At 69.0% G+C, this 13,108-nt stretch carries 15 protein-coding genes and 2 tRNA genes; 5 read left to right on the top strand and 12 right to left on the bottom strand.

Features of this window, described 5'->3' with window-relative positions:
• Positions 1-57 precede the first annotated feature (57 nt).
• Positions 58-1,251: a GNAT family N-acetyltransferase gene (locus ABJD39_RS12465; RefSeq protein WP_348609159.1), complete on the bottom strand. Its 1,194-nt coding sequence runs from the start codon at positions 1,249-1,251 to the stop codon at positions 58-60.
• 281 nt (positions 1,252-1,532) lie between these two features.
• Positions 1,533-1,617, bottom strand: a tRNA-Leu gene (locus ABJD39_RS12470).
• Between the two features lie 86 nt (positions 1,618-1,703).
• On the opposite strand from ABJD39_RS12470, the gene ABJD39_RS12475 reads away from it, so the two are divergent.
• The gene (locus ABJD39_RS12475) at positions 1,704-2,012 is read left to right on the top strand and encodes a transcription initiation factor IIB family protein (protein ID WP_348609160.1); all 309 of its coding nucleotides are present in this window, start codon (positions 1,704-1,706) and stop codon (positions 2,010-2,012) included.
• A 36-nt stretch (positions 2,013-2,048) separates the two neighbouring features.
• On the opposite strand, the gene ABJD39_RS12480 is transcribed toward ABJD39_RS12475, so the two are convergent.
• The 6 genes from ABJD39_RS12480 to ABJD39_RS12505 all read right to left on the bottom strand — a co-directional run bounded on the left by ABJD39_RS12480 (position 2,049) and on the right by ABJD39_RS12505 (position 6,432).
• Positions 2,049-2,276: a hypothetical protein gene (locus ABJD39_RS12480; protein WP_348609162.1), complete on the bottom strand. Its 228-nt coding sequence runs from the start codon at positions 2,274-2,276 to the stop codon at positions 2,049-2,051.
• Positions 2,277-2,283: 7 nt separating this feature from the next.
• Positions 2,284-2,784, bottom strand: a complete 501-nt coding sequence (locus tag ABJD39_RS12485) for a phosphopantetheine adenylyltransferase (protein WP_348609165.1) — start codon at positions 2,782-2,784, stop codon at positions 2,284-2,286.
• Positions 2,785-2,820: 36 nt separating this feature from the next.
• Positions 2,821-3,357 (bottom strand): winged helix-turn-helix domain-containing protein, encoded by a 537-nt coding sequence (locus ABJD39_RS12490; RefSeq protein ID WP_348609169.1) that lies wholly within the window; start codon positions 3,355-3,357, stop codon positions 2,821-2,823.
• Between the two features lie 88 nt (positions 3,358-3,445).
• Complete coding sequence (locus tag ABJD39_RS12495) at positions 3,446-4,585, bottom strand: glutamate--cysteine ligase (RefSeq protein WP_348609172.1); 1,140 nt, start codon at positions 4,583-4,585, stop codon at positions 3,446-3,448.
• Between the two features lie 333 nt (positions 4,586-4,918).
• On the bottom strand, positions 4,919-5,563 hold the full coding sequence (locus ABJD39_RS12500) for a fibrillarin-like rRNA/tRNA 2'-O-methyltransferase (RefSeq protein ID WP_348609174.1): 645 nt from the start codon (positions 5,561-5,563) through the stop codon (positions 4,919-4,921).
• Positions 5,560-6,432 (bottom strand): NOP5/NOP56 family protein, encoded by an 873-nt coding sequence (locus ABJD39_RS12505; protein ID WP_348609177.1) that lies wholly within the window; start codon positions 6,430-6,432, stop codon positions 5,560-5,562. The genes ABJD39_RS12500 and ABJD39_RS12505 overlap by 4 nt, the downstream gene beginning before the upstream one ends.
• A 95-nt stretch (positions 6,433-6,527) precedes the next feature.
• Here ABJD39_RS12505 and ABJD39_RS12510 point away from each other — a divergent pair, with 95 nt between their 5' ends.
• The 3 genes from ABJD39_RS12510 to ABJD39_RS12520 all read left to right on the top strand — a co-directional run bounded on the left by ABJD39_RS12510 (position 6,528) and on the right by ABJD39_RS12520 (position 8,616).
• On the top strand, positions 6,528-7,730 hold the full coding sequence (locus ABJD39_RS12510; protein WP_348609179.1) for a pyridoxal-phosphate-dependent aminotransferase family protein: 1,203 nt from the start codon (positions 6,528-6,530) through the stop codon (positions 7,728-7,730).
• Positions 7,731-7,803: 73 nt separating this feature from the next.
• The gene (locus tag ABJD39_RS12515) at positions 7,804-8,031 is read left to right on the top strand and encodes a hypothetical protein (protein WP_348609182.1); all 228 of its coding nucleotides are present in this window, start codon (positions 7,804-7,806) and stop codon (positions 8,029-8,031) included.
• A 78-nt stretch (positions 8,032-8,109) separates the two neighbouring features.
• The gene (locus ABJD39_RS12520) at positions 8,110-8,616 is read left to right on the top strand and encodes a universal stress protein (protein WP_348609185.1); all 507 of its coding nucleotides are present in this window, start codon (positions 8,110-8,112) and stop codon (positions 8,614-8,616) included.
• A 45-nt stretch (positions 8,617-8,661) separates the two neighbouring features.
• On the opposite strand, the gene ABJD39_RS12525 is transcribed toward ABJD39_RS12520, so the two are convergent.
• Both ABJD39_RS12525 and ABJD39_RS12530 read right to left on the bottom strand, forming a co-directional pair.
• Positions 8,662-9,918 (bottom strand): MFS transporter, encoded by a 1,257-nt coding sequence (locus ABJD39_RS12525; RefSeq protein ID WP_348609188.1) that lies wholly within the window; start codon positions 9,916-9,918, stop codon positions 8,662-8,664.
• Positions 9,919-10,016: 98 nt separating this feature from the next.
• Positions 10,017-10,090: transfer RNA gene (locus tag ABJD39_RS12530), tRNA-Lys, on the bottom strand.
• Positions 10,091-10,197: 107 nt separating this feature from the next.
• Here ABJD39_RS12530 and ABJD39_RS12535 point away from each other — a divergent pair.
• On the top strand, positions 10,198-11,670 hold the full coding sequence (locus ABJD39_RS12535) for a DHH family phosphoesterase (RefSeq protein ID WP_348609191.1): 1,473 nt from the start codon (positions 10,198-10,200) through the stop codon (positions 11,668-11,670).
• 505 nt (positions 11,671-12,175) lie between these two features.
• On the opposite strand, the gene ABJD39_RS12540 is transcribed toward ABJD39_RS12535, so the two are convergent.
• Entirely contained in the window at positions 12,176-12,775 is a 600-nt protein-coding gene (locus ABJD39_RS12540; RefSeq protein WP_348609194.1) for a DUF7125 family protein, read from the bottom strand.
• Positions 12,776-13,069, bottom strand: a complete 294-nt coding sequence (locus ABJD39_RS12545) for a PRC-barrel domain-containing protein (RefSeq protein WP_348609196.1) — start codon at positions 13,067-13,069, stop codon at positions 12,776-12,778. It abuts the gene before it with no gap.
• Positions 13,070-13,108 lie beyond the last annotated feature (39 nt).

Consider the following 13,108-nt stretch of genomic DNA (forward strand, 5'->3'; position numbering starts at 1 on the left):
CACCGAGTCTCTCCCGACGTGCGGTATGGGAAGTCTCGCCGTTTGGCGAGGAGGACCTCACGCGATGTCCTGCCCGCTAAGCTGGACGCTCCAGCTCTCGGGGTCTATGAGATCGGCGGCTCCGAGCCGCCAGCGCTCCGCCCCACTCGGGTCGACCCGATCCCCGGTATCGGGCTCCGCGTCGGCGTCGTCCTCGCTGTCGACGACTGTCGGCCGGGCGATCAACCGAGTCGGCGTCGAGACCATCGACAGCGGGAACTCGTCGTCCGCCCTGAAGCCGTACCGGCGCAGCACCGACCGCGGGAGTGACGCGCCTGCGCACTTCAGCACGTCCGCGTCGTCGGCGTCCGCGACGAGGGCCGACAACAGCGCCTCGTAGCTCCCCGTCGGCGCCGATCCGTCGGCCGGTACCACATCGAGCACCGAGACCTTCCGCGGCCCGGTGGAATCGGACTCGCCACGGCGGCCGTGGGCGACCGCGACGAGCGCGGCGGCCGGCGTACCGTGCTCGTCGTTGACGACGTACGTCGTCGGGTCCCACCGTGGATTCGCGAGCCGCCAGCGGTACCAGCGGGGGTCGCGACGGACGTGGATCGTCTCCGGAACGCTGGACCGGTACAGATCGACGAGCGTCGCCGTCGGCGTCGTCTTGTGTCGATCGACGGTCCACTCCCCGGGTGGATCGGTGGCCCCGCCGTTCAGCGATGTGAGCCCGCTGACCACCGGTGCGGCGAGGTATCCGAGTCCGGCCGCCGCCTTCCACTGTGGCTTCTCTGTCGACCGCGCAGCCGCGAGCCGGGAGAGGTCCTGCACCCGGTAGTACGTCGAAAGGGTACCGACCTCGCGCCAGTCGAACGACTGGAGCCCGGGGAGGATCGCCGCCGAGGGGAAGTTGTAGTAGAAGTCCGGCGGCCCGTCTTCGTACCGATCTAGCAGCCGTTCGGTCATCTCGGTGAACAGCCCGCGACGGCGGTGGTCCGGGTGGACCATCCAGTCGGCAGGCTGGAACGCCAGCGCCGACGCGTCGCCGGCGCGGAGGGGGACGGCGAGGCACGGCTCCGCGCCCACGAGTTCCCCGTCGGCCTCGGCGACGACCATGGGGACCTCCTCGACGTACGGATTCGCGGTGAACCGCCAGGCGAACCACTCCTTGCCCTTACGGGTCCCCCACACCGCCTCGTAGAGGTCGAGGAAGGCGTCACGGTCCTCGGGACGGAAGGGCCGAACCGTCGCCCGTCGCTGTGTGTGCATGGGTTGGACTCGTTCGGTGCTCCTACGCCGAGCTAATTCGTTATGGACGCGTTTACGGGGGATCGATGCCCGCGCTCGTCTCGACCGATCGTCGTTCTTACTCGGCATGTACCGCTGTCACCCCCGGTAAGTGCCGGCTATCTCGGCGGGTACGAGCGGGCGGTGACGCTCTTTCCCGTTCTCATCGAGGCGCGAGCGAAGCGATCGCCTCGCTCTTCGCTTACGGGTCGCTCCGCTCCGTGTCTCATTCTCACGGCTCTCCCTGCGGTCGATCCGAAGAATGCGCGGGACCGGATTCGAACCGGCGGACCTCTACAGGACAGCGTCCTAAGCGCTGCGCCGTTGGCCTGGCTTGGCTACCCGCGCTCGCCACACAGTATCCCGATTCGCCGTAAGTAGCTGTCGGACCGAGGCGACACGATTTATCACCGCCCGCCCCGAACCAGATATCGATGTACCGCGCCAGCGACGAGGTGGAGAACGAGGAGTGGCTCTCGCGACTCCACCGAGCCGCCGAGTCGCTGGAGCTGTCCGCCGAGGCACGCTCGAACGCGACCGACCTGTTCCTCTCCGGCGTCCCCGAAGACGACCGGTCGAAGCCCGCGATGGCCGCGGCCGCGCTGTACGCCGGCGCGCTCATCGCCGGCGACGAGCGGCCACAGACCGCTGTCGCCGAGGCGATGGATGTGACACGTCTCTCCGTTCAGCAGCACTGGAAGGACGTCCTCGAGGACGCCGGGTTCCGACCGCCGTCGTGGTGAGGCGACCGCTCTGAGTGGTCGACGACGTGGTTTGGGCTACTCCGTGAGCAGTCGATACGCGAGCAGCGCCAGCCCGGTGAACCCGGCCAGTTGGCCCAAGAGAAACAGCGCGCCGCCGACGTACGCGAGTTCGCTGCTCGGGTCCCGTCCGGCGAGGCGAATCGTCTGATAGCCCAGCAGGAGCGCGACGACGCCGACGAGGATCAGCTGCGTCGCCCGCGACCGACGCGCCAGCCAGTCGATCGCGGCGTCGACACCGGCCATCGCCCCGTCACTCCGCGTCCGGCTGCTCGGGGCCACGCCCCTCGCGGTCGGGCGTGCGGTTGCCGTGGCGGTCGATCTCCCCGCGGACGATCCGCGTCGACGAGATCCGATCGCCGTCCTCGGCGGGGACGTGGTCGACGACCTCGATCCGGAGGCTGGGCAGGCCCTTCTGCTCGCGGATCTCGTTGACTCGCTCCGCGCCCGACTGCGTCTCCGGGGAGACGATCAGCGCGTCGAACCCCGGCTCGACGGCGATCCCTGTCGGTTTCGTCAGCTCGCGGATCTCGTATTCGCGGCCGTGTTCGGCCGCGAGCGGCGCGATCTCCGCGTCGAGGTCGCGCTTCCGTTCGGCGAACGGCCGAACGTACCGGTCCGTGTGACGTGTCTCCGGGGCCAACGTGTCGGAGGTGAGTCCAACGGTGAGGTCCCCGAGCTCGAACGCGCGCTCGAACAGCGCGCGGTGGCCGTCGTGGACCGGGTCGAATGTCCCGCCCAGCGCGACGTTCATACCCGGCCGTGGACGCGCCGGCACCTAAAAGCGACGTTACTCGTCGTCCCGCTCTGTCTCGACGGAGATGCGAACCGGCTCGCTCGTCTCGCCGGCGGGCTCGCCGTCGCCCGTCAGTCGGGAATCGAGCGTGAACACGGCGTTTAGTTGGTCTTGCACCTGCCCGACCGCGCCCTCGACGAGCGCGGCGGGCTCGATCGCCTCGTACTCGTACGGGTTGTTGCCGGCGCCGGCGGACTCCCGTTTCGTTCGGGTGACGGTCTCCTCGTCGTTGAGCTCCGCGAGCGCCTCGCGCACGGTGCTCGGGTACAGCCCCGTCCCGTCCGCGACCTCCTCGCTCGTGGAGCCGGGATGCTCGCGGAGGTACACGTAGATCCGCGCCCGCGTCTCGGTGTCGAGCAGCCACGCCAACAGGTCGACGATACGCTCGTCGAAGCCGTCGGCGACGTGGGCGACGTCGGCCGCGCTCGACTCGAGCCGCTGTGCGGCCTCGCGTAGCTCCTCTCGCGGGGCGTCCTCGTCGTCGGCGCCGTCCGTCTCGCCGCCGTCTTCGGGGGCCTCGTCGGTAGCCATGTGTCCCATCTCGCCGGTCAGAACTCCGCAGGGAAAACCCCGTCGCCGACTCTCACGGTGGCCGTTCGGACCGGACCGATCCGCCGGCCTAGGCGTCGTGCTCGTCGATCAGGAGATCGCGACACAGGGCGTCGATGCCCCGCTCCTTGCGGATCCGGCGCTGGCGCGACGCACCCGACTCGCGCTCGAGCAAGAACCGCAATCCATCGACGTCGAGACGGTCGCACTCGCGGTCGACGACCGTCGTCAGGTCGACCACCGAGTCGCCGTCGCGGTCGACGAAGTCGGCGTCGCGGCCGTGGCGCATGGCGCGCCACTTGTTCTCGTCGAGCAGCTCCCGGCGGAGCCCGCCGGCGTGGCCGGAGCCGTCCGCAGCACCTCCCCCGACGTCGCCGGTAGTCGGGTCGGATTCGTCCTCATAGCGTTCGGCCAGATCGACGACGAGCGCGTGGACGTACTCCACGAACGCACAGACGACGTCGGGATCGGACTGTCCGTCCGGCGTACGAACCTCGACGGTGCCGTGCCCGGTGTGCGGGCGCACGTCGAACCAGAGTTCGCCGCGGTCCTCGATCGAGCCGTGTTCGACCATTCGCCGCTCGAAGGCGTCGTACGCCGCGAAGTCGGAGAAGTACCCGGGCATCCCGGTGTTCGGGAGGTTCTCGAACACCTTCGCTCGGGCGGACGCGAGCCCGGTGTCGAAGCCGTTCCAGAACGGCGAGTTCGCCGACAGCGCCAACAGCGGCGGGAGAACCCAGCGGACTCGGTTGGCGATCCACGTCGCCTTGTCCGCGTCGTCGACGCCGACGTGAACGTGGAGTCCGGCGGTCGTGTTGCGGTGTTGCGGGTACTGGATCCGGTCCAACTGCGATCGGTAGCGTGGTTTCTTCGCGTGGTCGAGCTCGCGCCAGACCGCCGCCGGGTGGAGTCCGGCCCCCGCGACCCGGAGGTCGTACGACTCGGCGTGCTCGACGAGCGTTTCCCGCACCGTGCTCACGTGCTCGCGAACGGAGCCCGGCTCCTCGATCAACGGGGTCTGGGTCTCGATGACGGACTTGAACAGCTCGTGATCGATACGTCCCGCGAGCGGCTCGGGGGGCTCGCGGTCACCGTACACGAGCTGATCGCTCCCGGAGGTCGGCCGCCCGTCGCTGTCGACGACGTAGAACTCCTCCTCGACTCCAAGCGTGCCCATCCGCTCGAACGGCGACGCCGAACCCGTATCCATCGCCGACGGCTTCGGCGTGCGGTGGTATATATCTCGGGAAACCGGCCCCCGGACCTAGCGTTGTATTGACGTGACTGCCCCTGTGTTATCCGGCGCGTCGAGACGAACGTTCAAACCGGATGACGAGGGCAGTGCGTCCCGGACGTGCAGGCGTCCGGTCGGGTGACGGGGCCGGACGTGCAGTCCGCGTAGCCGCGCCGACGCGCGGCCGAGCAATTACCGCCGGCGTTCAGGGACAGGGAACCGAACCGTGGGCCCCGAGCGTATGGAGAGCGGTGAGCATGCGAAGGGCGGCGAACGCGCGTAGAGCGGCGGACGTACCCAGTGGCGGCGCTATCGCGGCGTCGCGACGACGCCGAGGTGGTCCTCGTGGAACCGGCCGAGCGGCTGGGTCTCCAGCACCTCGTAGGTCGACTTCAACTCCGAAAGCACGTCGTCGAACACGGCGTCGGGAGCGGCGGCCACGTCCTCCGAGCGCGCCTTCACGGCCAGCAGGAGTCGGCCGTCGTCGGCGAGGAACGTCCGGTTCCTGACCGCCACGTCGGCCTGTCCGCGAGTCGCAACGTCCTGCACGACCACGTCGCAGTCGGCCTCGACGACGTGCGCGTACGTTTCCGGTCGTCGTGCGTCCTTGAGCAGCGGGAAGAGGTTCGGTCGTGGCTCGCAGGCGTCGAGCAGGTCGCGAACCGGGCGCGGCGAGAACTCCACGGCATAGGTCGGCCCGGCGAAGTCGGCGACGTGGCTGACCGTGGTACCGTTTGCGGCGCCGAGGTAGAGTACTGTCTCGTCGCCCACGAGTCCGGTGTCCATCCCGAGTTCGAGCATCCCGCCGAGCTTCGACCGGCCGGCGTCCCACGCGCGCCACTCGCCGTCGGTCGGCTCGCCGTACACCGGCGTCCCGCGCGTGCAGAGTCGCTCGTCGCCGTCGAATTCGCGGCGCTCGACGCCGTTCGGGAGCGACGCGTCGGGTCCGGTCATTCCGAACCACCGCCGTCCTCCTCAGCGCGGACACGGATCGTCCGCATCCGCTCGTCCAACTCCGCCTCCAACTCGGGGCGATAGTCGCCCGAGTAGTGGTCGATGCGTGCGGCGATGGTCAGTTTCCCGGCGAGCGCCCGCGAGGCGGAGCCGCGGTCCTCCGGCCGCGTCCCGCGGACGTACTCGTGGGTATAGATAACGCCGTGTTTAGGCGAGGTGCCGTGACCGCGGAGGTGCGCGAACAGCGCGTCCTCGGCGCCGAGCACCTGCAGCGTCCCTGACGGCTTCTTCGCGAGCGTCTCCAGCCCGCCCGCCAACGAGATGAGTCGCGCGGCGAGCACCGGCCCCGCCAACGCCGAGAGGTTCGGCGCGGCGACGGGCGCGCGCGACTCGATGAAGGCCTCCAGCTCCCCCGCCTCGTGTGCGAGGTCCGTGACGCGGGTCGCAAGCGAGACGACGCGCTCCTCGGCCGAGCCATCCGGATCGCGTTCGGCCAGTTTGCGACAACCCTCAACACCCGTGCCTGCATCGGGGAACAACGTCCCCGCCCACTCGGAGACGCGCTCCGCGAGCTCGTTCGCGACGCGCTCGGCGTCGTCCATTGCGCGAACCGCGTGGAGCAGTTGACGGTCGTCGGCGCGCTCGCGCTCGTCGACCTCGGCGCGGGTCGCTGCCACGGTCGCCTCGCGGAGCGTCGCGTAGTAGTCGTCCTCGTCGGCCGCGAACCCGGACTCGACGGCCAGCGCGGGCCAGTCCGCCGGTGCCTCAGCGTCGCCGTCGCGGACGCGGTCGGCCGGCGACTCCCCGTCGCCGCCGGCGAACCACGCCCGGGAGCCATCACCCGGGTGGTGTGCATCGTCGGTAGTCATGCACATCCGTTCCCGGCGGCGGTTCATGAGCGTTGTCTCCGCGGCCCGGGATACGAACCGAGTAACCTTTGCCCGCGCCGGCGGACCACGCGAGCATGCACCAGCCGAAACTCGACGAGACGGACGCCCCCGAGGTCGGCGAACTCACGCCCCCGACGCGGACGCTGATGGGGCCCGGTCCGAGCGACGTACATCCGCGCGTCCTCCGCGCGATGAGCACGCCGTTGGTCGGACACCTCGACCCGTCGTTCCTCGATATCATGGACGACACCCAGGAGCTGCTCCGGTACACCTTCCGCACCGACAATAAGTGGACGATCCCCGTTTCGGGCACCGGATCGGCATCGATGGAGGCCGCCATCGGCAACCTCGTCGAGCCGGGCGAGACGATGCTCGTGCCGACGAACGGCTACTTCGGCGGTCGGATGGCCGAGATGGCGCGACGCGCCGGCGGCCACGTCGTCGAGGTCCACGCGCCGTGGGGCGAGCCGCTCGACCCGGTCGACGTGCAGGCGGCCTTCGACGAGCACCAGCCCGACGTGTTCGGCTTCGTCCACGCCGAGACGTCGACCGGCGTCCGCCAGCCGGACGTTCCGGAGCTGACGAGCATCGCGCACGACCACGACGCGTACGTGATCGCCGACTGCGTCACGTCGCTTGGGGGCGTTCCCCTGAAGGTCGACGAGTGGGACATCGACGCCGCCTATTCGGGGCCACAGAAGTGTCTCTCGTGCCCGCCGGGCGCGTCGCCGCTCACGCTCAACGACCGCGCGATGGACAAGGTCCTCTCGCGCGAGGAGCCGACCCGCTCGTGGTACCTCGACCTCTCGCTGCTGGAGGGGTACTGGGGCGAGGAGCGTGCGTATCACCACACGGCGCCGATCACGAACGTCTACGCACTGCGTGAGGCACTGCGCCTCGTCGCCGAGGAGGGCATCGAGTCGCGCTGGGCGCGCCACCGCGAGACGGCGGGTGCTCTGAAGGCCGGCGTCGAGGCGATGGGGCTGGAGATGAACGCCGCCGACGAGTACTGGCTGCCGAGCCTGAACGCGGTTCGCGTCCCGGAGGGCGTCGACGACGCCACGATCATCTCCGATCTGCTGGACGGATACGATCTGGAGATCGCCTCCGGACTCGGCGATCTGGCGGGCGAGATCTTCCGGATCGGCTGCATGGGCCACTCGGCTCGGCCCGCGAACGTCTCGCTGCTCGTGTCGGCGCTTGGGCAGACGCTGGCGGAGCACGGCGCCGACGTTGACGTGGGCGCTGGCGTCGAGGCGACCGCCGAGCGGCTGTAACGACGGATCGGCGGATCCTGTTGCTGGGGTGGCCACCAATTCCAAGTGGCCGGCACCGCCACCAGCCCTTCACATGGACGAAGCACTCGAAGCCGCGGAAGCGATCGCGGACTCCGAGTTGGAGGGTGCCGTCGTCTGGGTGTTCCGGGTTATCGGTATCCTGGCCGCGCTCGCGGGCATCGGGCTGTGGCTGTTCACGCAGTCCGGGTTACTGTGGCTGCCCGCGATCCTGATCGCGGTCGGGATTCTCCTGGCGGTGATTCCCGGCATCCTGCTGGAGTTGATCGACGTGTTCGCGTAAGCGGCGATCGTCGCTCGACCCCGGCGACGGGGAACCGGCGGACACTTTTTCTCCCCCGCATGCCAACATCAAACTGATATGTACGAGGACATTCTGTTGGCGACGAACGGCGGCGTCGCGTCGATCAACGCCACCGATCACGCGCTCGATCTCGCGGCCGACCGGGCCAGACTGCTCGACGATCTCGACATCGCGGTCGACCGCGAGGCGACACTGCACGCGCTGTTCGTCGTCGACGAGGACGCGATCACGACGTACCCCGGCGACGAGTACGTCGACGGCCACGAGGGCCCCGAGTACGGCTTCGAGGACCTCGGCGAGGAGACGCTCGCCGAGGTTCAAAAGCGAGGAACTGACGCCGGCGTTACCGTGGAGACGCACATTCGGCACGGAACGCCCGACGAGACGATCCTGGAGGTCGCCGACGAGATCGACGCCGACCTCATCGTCGCCGGGAGCCAGCGACGCCCCGACGAATACCGCATGCTCGTCGGCAGCGTCACCGAGCGCGTCGTGCGCGCGAGCGACCGGCCGGTGCTTGTCGTGAAGACGCCGGTCGACGAGGCGGGCGAGCCGATCGCGTAATCGACACCGGCGGCGACGATCCGGACCGTGTCGCGGGCGGTCCAGCTACCACTCGGCGAGGGCGCTCGTGCCGTGATAGCGTCTGAGGACGGCGAGGAAGGTGAGCGCCCCGAGCACCGCGAACCCGCCGCCGACGAAGAACACCCACTCCATCCCGACGGTTCCCATCAGCCACCCGGCCGCGACCGGGCCGATCACCGACCCGGGACGCCACACCAGTTCCCGGATCCCGAAGCTGGAGGCGACCCCGTCGCCGTCGCTCCCCTCGTCGGCGAACAGCGCCATGCTTGCGGGTTCACGGAAGCTGTCCGCGATTCCAAGCCCAGCGTTCAACAGCAACAGCGGCAGGAACGCGGCGGAGACGGCGCCGAGGTACGGCAGCGCCGACGGCAGCCCGAGCGCCTCCCCGAGGGCCGGCGTGAACGGGACTACAACTGCGACGAGTCCGTAGGCGCCCCCGCCGGCGAAGACGAACAGCGCGCGCCCGCTGGCGTCCGAGAGGCGGCCGGTGTACGGCTGCAACAGCATGTTCGTGAACTTCTCCGAGACCGTGATCACCGAGACGGCGAACGCGGGCATCGCCAGTCCGCCGCTGGCCGCGGCGTAGCCGGCGAACACGGGGATCCAGTTGCGGACGAGCGTGACCGCGACGGAGTACTGCGCCCGAAACGACGTGAGCGTAAGGATCCGGCGGTTGAGCGCGAGATCGGTGAACGGGAACCCCTCGACGCGGGTCTCGTCGGCCGAGAGCAGCAGCGCCGTCGCGAGGAACGTGATCACGTACAGCCCGGTGATGATGAGGAACAGCTCCCGCGACCCGTCGAAGTAGTCGTAGAGCCCGCCCGCCGAGAGTCCGCCGACGATCGACGCCGCGAACGAGGCGGCGTTGGCCCGGCCGATCCGGCTCGCACGGGTTCCCCTCGTGGCGAGTTGGCCGACCAGCCCTAGGGTCATCAGCCCCATTCCGGTGAAGACGATGCCCTGCATCGCTCTGACGGCGAGCAGCCCCGTGTTGTCGGTGACGACGCTGAACGCGCCGTACGTGGCGATCCCGACCGCGAGGGTGCCGAGGAGCACGATCCGCTTGTCGTAGCGGTCGCCGGCCCACGCGAGCGGAACGACCGCGGCGGTCTGCGCGAGCGTGAACGCGGTGTACAACAGCCCGAACGCGACGCCGTCGATGCCGAGGTCGGTCGCGATCTTCGGGAGGACGATGATGAGCGCGATGCTCCCGAAGCCGCCGGCGAACCGCGAGAGATACAGCGTCCAGAACTGCAGACGCGAGGCGGAGGAGTCGGTCACGTTCTCGGCTTCGTGTCGGCGGTCAAATGACCGTCGAACGAGTCTCCCGCCGTCGGTGCGCTGAGAGAAGTCTCACCGTCGGTGCGCCGAGAGAAGTACGGGCTTGGAGGGAGTTGAACCCCCGACCGACGGATTAAGAGTCCGTCGCTCTCCCTGACTGAGCTACAAGCCCCTGCGTCCCAAGGATACGAGGGTACGCTAAAAGACCTTCCGTTTCACCGACGGCGGCCGGAGGCGAACATCACCGCTTAAGTGTCGTCCGTCCCGATTCCGCTCCATATGAGTACCGGCGTCACCGTCTCGTCGATGTCGACGTACGCCATTCTCGGCTGCGGGAGCGTCGGGCACGCGGTCGCCGACGCGCTGACGGTCGAGGAGAAGGACGTGCTGATCCTCGACAAGGACGAGTCCCGCGTGGAGGCCCTGCGCGATCAGGACCTGAACGCCCAGCAGCAGGACATCTCCGACGACGACGTGGTCGAGGCGGTCGCCGACCGCGACGTGATCCTCATCCTCTCCTCGGACGTCGACGCCAACAAGGCCGCCGTGCGCGCCATCCGCGAGCGCGGCGGCGACCAGTACGTCGTCGTCCGCGCCTCCGACCCGGTCAGCGAGGACGAACTCGCCGACCTCGGCGCGGACGTCGTTATCAATCCCTCGACCGTCATTGCCGACTCCGCGCTCCGGTCGCTCGAGTCCGGCGAGTTGGAGTACAAGGCCCGACAGCTCGCGGACATCCTCCGCGGGACCACCGGGACCCTCGCGGTGCTGGCCCACGACAACCCCGACCCGGACTCCATCGCCGCCGCCGTCGCGCTCGCGGCGATCGCCGCCGAGTACGGTGTCGAGGCGGAGATCCTCTACGACGGCGAGATCGGGCACCAGGAGAATCGGGCGTTCGTCAACACGCTCGGGATCGATCTCCACGCCCGCGATGACGCCCAACCGCTCTCGGAGTACGGCGCGCTCGCGCTCGTCGACTACGCCGAGACCGGCGGCAAGGAGATCGACGCCGAGGTCGACATCTACATCGACCACGACGAGCCCGAGGCGGTCATCGACGCCACGTTCACCGACATCCGCAAGAACGTCTCCGCGACCTCGACGATCCTCACGAAGTACCTCCAGGAGTTCGACCTCTCGCCGAACGAAACGGTCGCGACCGCGCTGTTGTACGGCATCCGCGCGGAGACGGTCGACTTCAAGCGTGACACCACGCCCGCGGACCTGACGGCCGCCGCGTACCTCCACCCCTTCGCCAACCACGACACGCTGGAGGACGTGGAGTCCCCGAGCATGAGCCCGGAGACGCTGGACGTGCTCGCGGAGGCCATCCAGAACCGCGAGGTCCACGGCAGCCATCTCATCTCCAACGCGGGATTCGTCCGCGACCGCGAGGCGCTCGCACAGGCGGCCCAACAGTTGCTCAACCTCGAGGGGATCACGACCTCCGCCGTCTTCGGCATCGTCGACGACACGATCACGCTGGCCGCGCGCTCGAAGGACATCCGGATCAACATCGGCAACGTCCTCCGCGACGGGTTCTCCGATGTCGGCGAAGCGGTCGGCCACGCGAAACAGGGCACCGCCGAGATTCCCCTGGGACTGTTCACGGGGATCGAGACGACCGAGTCGAACCGAGACACGCTGCTCGCGCTCTCCGAAGAGGCGGTGCGGAAGAAGCTGTTCGACGCGATGGGCGTCGAGAGTTCGACCGGTTCCGGGTCGAACGAGTCAGCGAACGGTACGTAGCGACCCCACTCCGACCGCCGATAACCGGTTCGCCGGCTCCTCCGCTGTCCTTCTGCTCTTGCCCATCCGCCAGCGATCGATCTCCAGCGTCGCCGATGCCGCGGCAGAAAGATATTTATATCCGTGTGACTTAGTACCACACGAGAGGTGGGCGGCATCAAACGAGGACACACGAACGGCTCGAACGTGGCAGCGACCGCCGACCGACACCCGAACTCCCGGGTCTGACCCCATAGCGCAGCTCGATCCGGCGTGACCGATAGCCGGGTCGAAACCACCGCACAGGCGTTCGATCACAGCACAGGCGTTCGACACGGAACAGGCGATCAACCACCGCTCGGGCGGCTCACCAGTATCGTACGTCGGACGGCCGCGGCAGCGTGCCGCGGTTCCCCGGGTTCTCGAGCAGATTGTAGCGAACGCGACGGGGATCCCGTCGAGCGCGACGCGGACGTAGGCGCAGCTGCGGGACCGGAGATCGGAAACCGGGGACGACCCCCTGCAGTCAGGCGATATCCCGACTCGTGTCGACGACGACGCCGTCGGTGAGCTTCAGCTTCAGGGGCTCATCGAGTGCGGCACCCCCGCGGACCCTCGTGACGTACAGCCGGTTCTCGATGGTCAGCGTAGCCATGCGCACGTCCAACAGCCAAACGCCGTCGACCCGAGCGAGCGCTCGGGTCCGGCCGGCCGCGTCGGTCGCCGGTTCCGGACAGTGGAGGTAGCCCGCCCCGTCGGCGTCTTCGACGGCGGTCGCGGCCGCATCAAGCACCTGACGGAAGTCCGCCGGTGCGAGTTCCTCCAACCCGAGCGTCGGCGTCACGACGAGCGTCCCTCCCTCGGGAAGCGCGGCGAACGTCTCTTCGGGGGCGGCCGCCAGCGTCGCCGGGTCGCGTTCGACGACCGTCGCCTCGTCGGGGTAGCGGTCGGCCACCGCAGGCGCGGGGCGGTTCAGCGAGACGACGAGCGCGTCGCTCGGCTCGGCGGCCGCCTCGAGAAGGAGTTCGGCGCTCGACCCGACCGGCGCGACGAGCGCCGTCAGCGACCCGACGGGGACGCCGCCGCCGAGGCGTCGGTCGAGCGGGTCGATACCGGTCGCGTGCACCTACGCGACCGCTTCTTCGTTGGTCTCGTCTTTGAGGCGCTCGATGGTGTCGTTGACGAGGATCACGTCGCCGACGGCGCGCACCCACCGGTACGGGATCATCACGCCCTTCCCGGGTTCGACCCGGCTGGCGAACAGTTCGTCGCTGAGTTGTGCCAGCGCGAGGCCGGTGACCGCCCGCGAATCCAGGTCGAGGCGGACGTCCTCGACTTCCCCCACGAACACGCCGTTGTTGGAGTAGACCTCCCTCCCCACGAGAGTCGTGATCTCCTGCGGCGCTGCGTCTGCGTTCATGTCCCGCTGATCGGCGGGGCGGGTCTTAAAATCGTTCCT

Source organism: Halobaculum rarum, from assembly GCF_040025155.1.
In the GTDB taxonomy this organism is placed as follows: domain Archaea; phylum Halobacteriota; class Halobacteria; order Halobacteriales; family Haloferacaceae; genus Halobaculum; species Halobaculum rarum.

Excerpts from the sequence above, each read along its gene's own strand:
- ABJD39_RS12495 (WP_348609172.1), bottom strand. The coding sequence starts at position 4,585 with ATGGATACGGGTTCGGCGTCGCCGTTCGAGCGGATGGGCACGCTTGGA.
- ABJD39_RS12505 (WP_348609177.1), bottom strand. The coding sequence starts at position 6,432 with ATGACTACCGACGATGCACACCACCCGGGTGATGGCTCCCGGGCGTGG.
- ABJD39_RS12510 (WP_348609179.1), top strand. The coding sequence starts at position 6,528 with ATGCACCAGCCGAAACTCGACGAGACGGACGCCCCCGAGGTCGGCGAA.
- ABJD39_RS12490 (WP_348609169.1), bottom strand. The coding sequence starts at position 3,357 with ATGGCTACCGACGAGGCCCCCGAAGACGGCGGCGAGACGGACGGCGCC.
- ABJD39_RS12535 (WP_348609191.1), top strand. The coding sequence starts at position 10,198 with ATGAGTACCGGCGTCACCGTCTCGTCGATGTCGACGTACGCCATTCTC.
- ABJD39_RS12520 (WP_348609185.1), top strand. The coding sequence starts at position 8,110 with ATGTACGAGGACATTCTGTTGGCGACGAACGGCGGCGTCGCGTCGATC.
- ABJD39_RS12545 (WP_348609196.1), bottom strand. The coding sequence starts at position 13,069 with ATGAACGCAGACGCAGCGCCGCAGGAGATCACGACTCTCGTGGGGAGG.
- ABJD39_RS12475 (WP_348609160.1), top strand. The coding sequence starts at position 1,704 with ATGTACCGCGCCAGCGACGAGGTGGAGAACGAGGAGTGGCTCTCGCGA.
- ABJD39_RS12485 (WP_348609165.1), bottom strand. The coding sequence starts at position 2,784 with ATGAACGTCGCGCTGGGCGGGACATTCGACCCGGTCCACGACGGCCAC.
- ABJD39_RS12500 (WP_348609174.1), bottom strand. The coding sequence starts at position 5,563 with ATGACCGGACCCGACGCGTCGCTCCCGAACGGCGTCGAGCGCCGCGAA.
- ABJD39_RS12515 (WP_348609182.1), top strand. The coding sequence starts at position 7,804 with ATGGACGAAGCACTCGAAGCCGCGGAAGCGATCGCGGACTCCGAGTTG.
- ABJD39_RS12480 (WP_348609162.1), bottom strand. The coding sequence starts at position 2,276 with ATGGCCGGTGTCGACGCCGCGATCGACTGGCTGGCGCGTCGGTCGCGG.
- ABJD39_RS12465 (WP_348609159.1), bottom strand. The coding sequence starts at position 1,251 with ATGCACACACAGCGACGGGCGACGGTTCGGCCCTTCCGTCCCGAGGAC.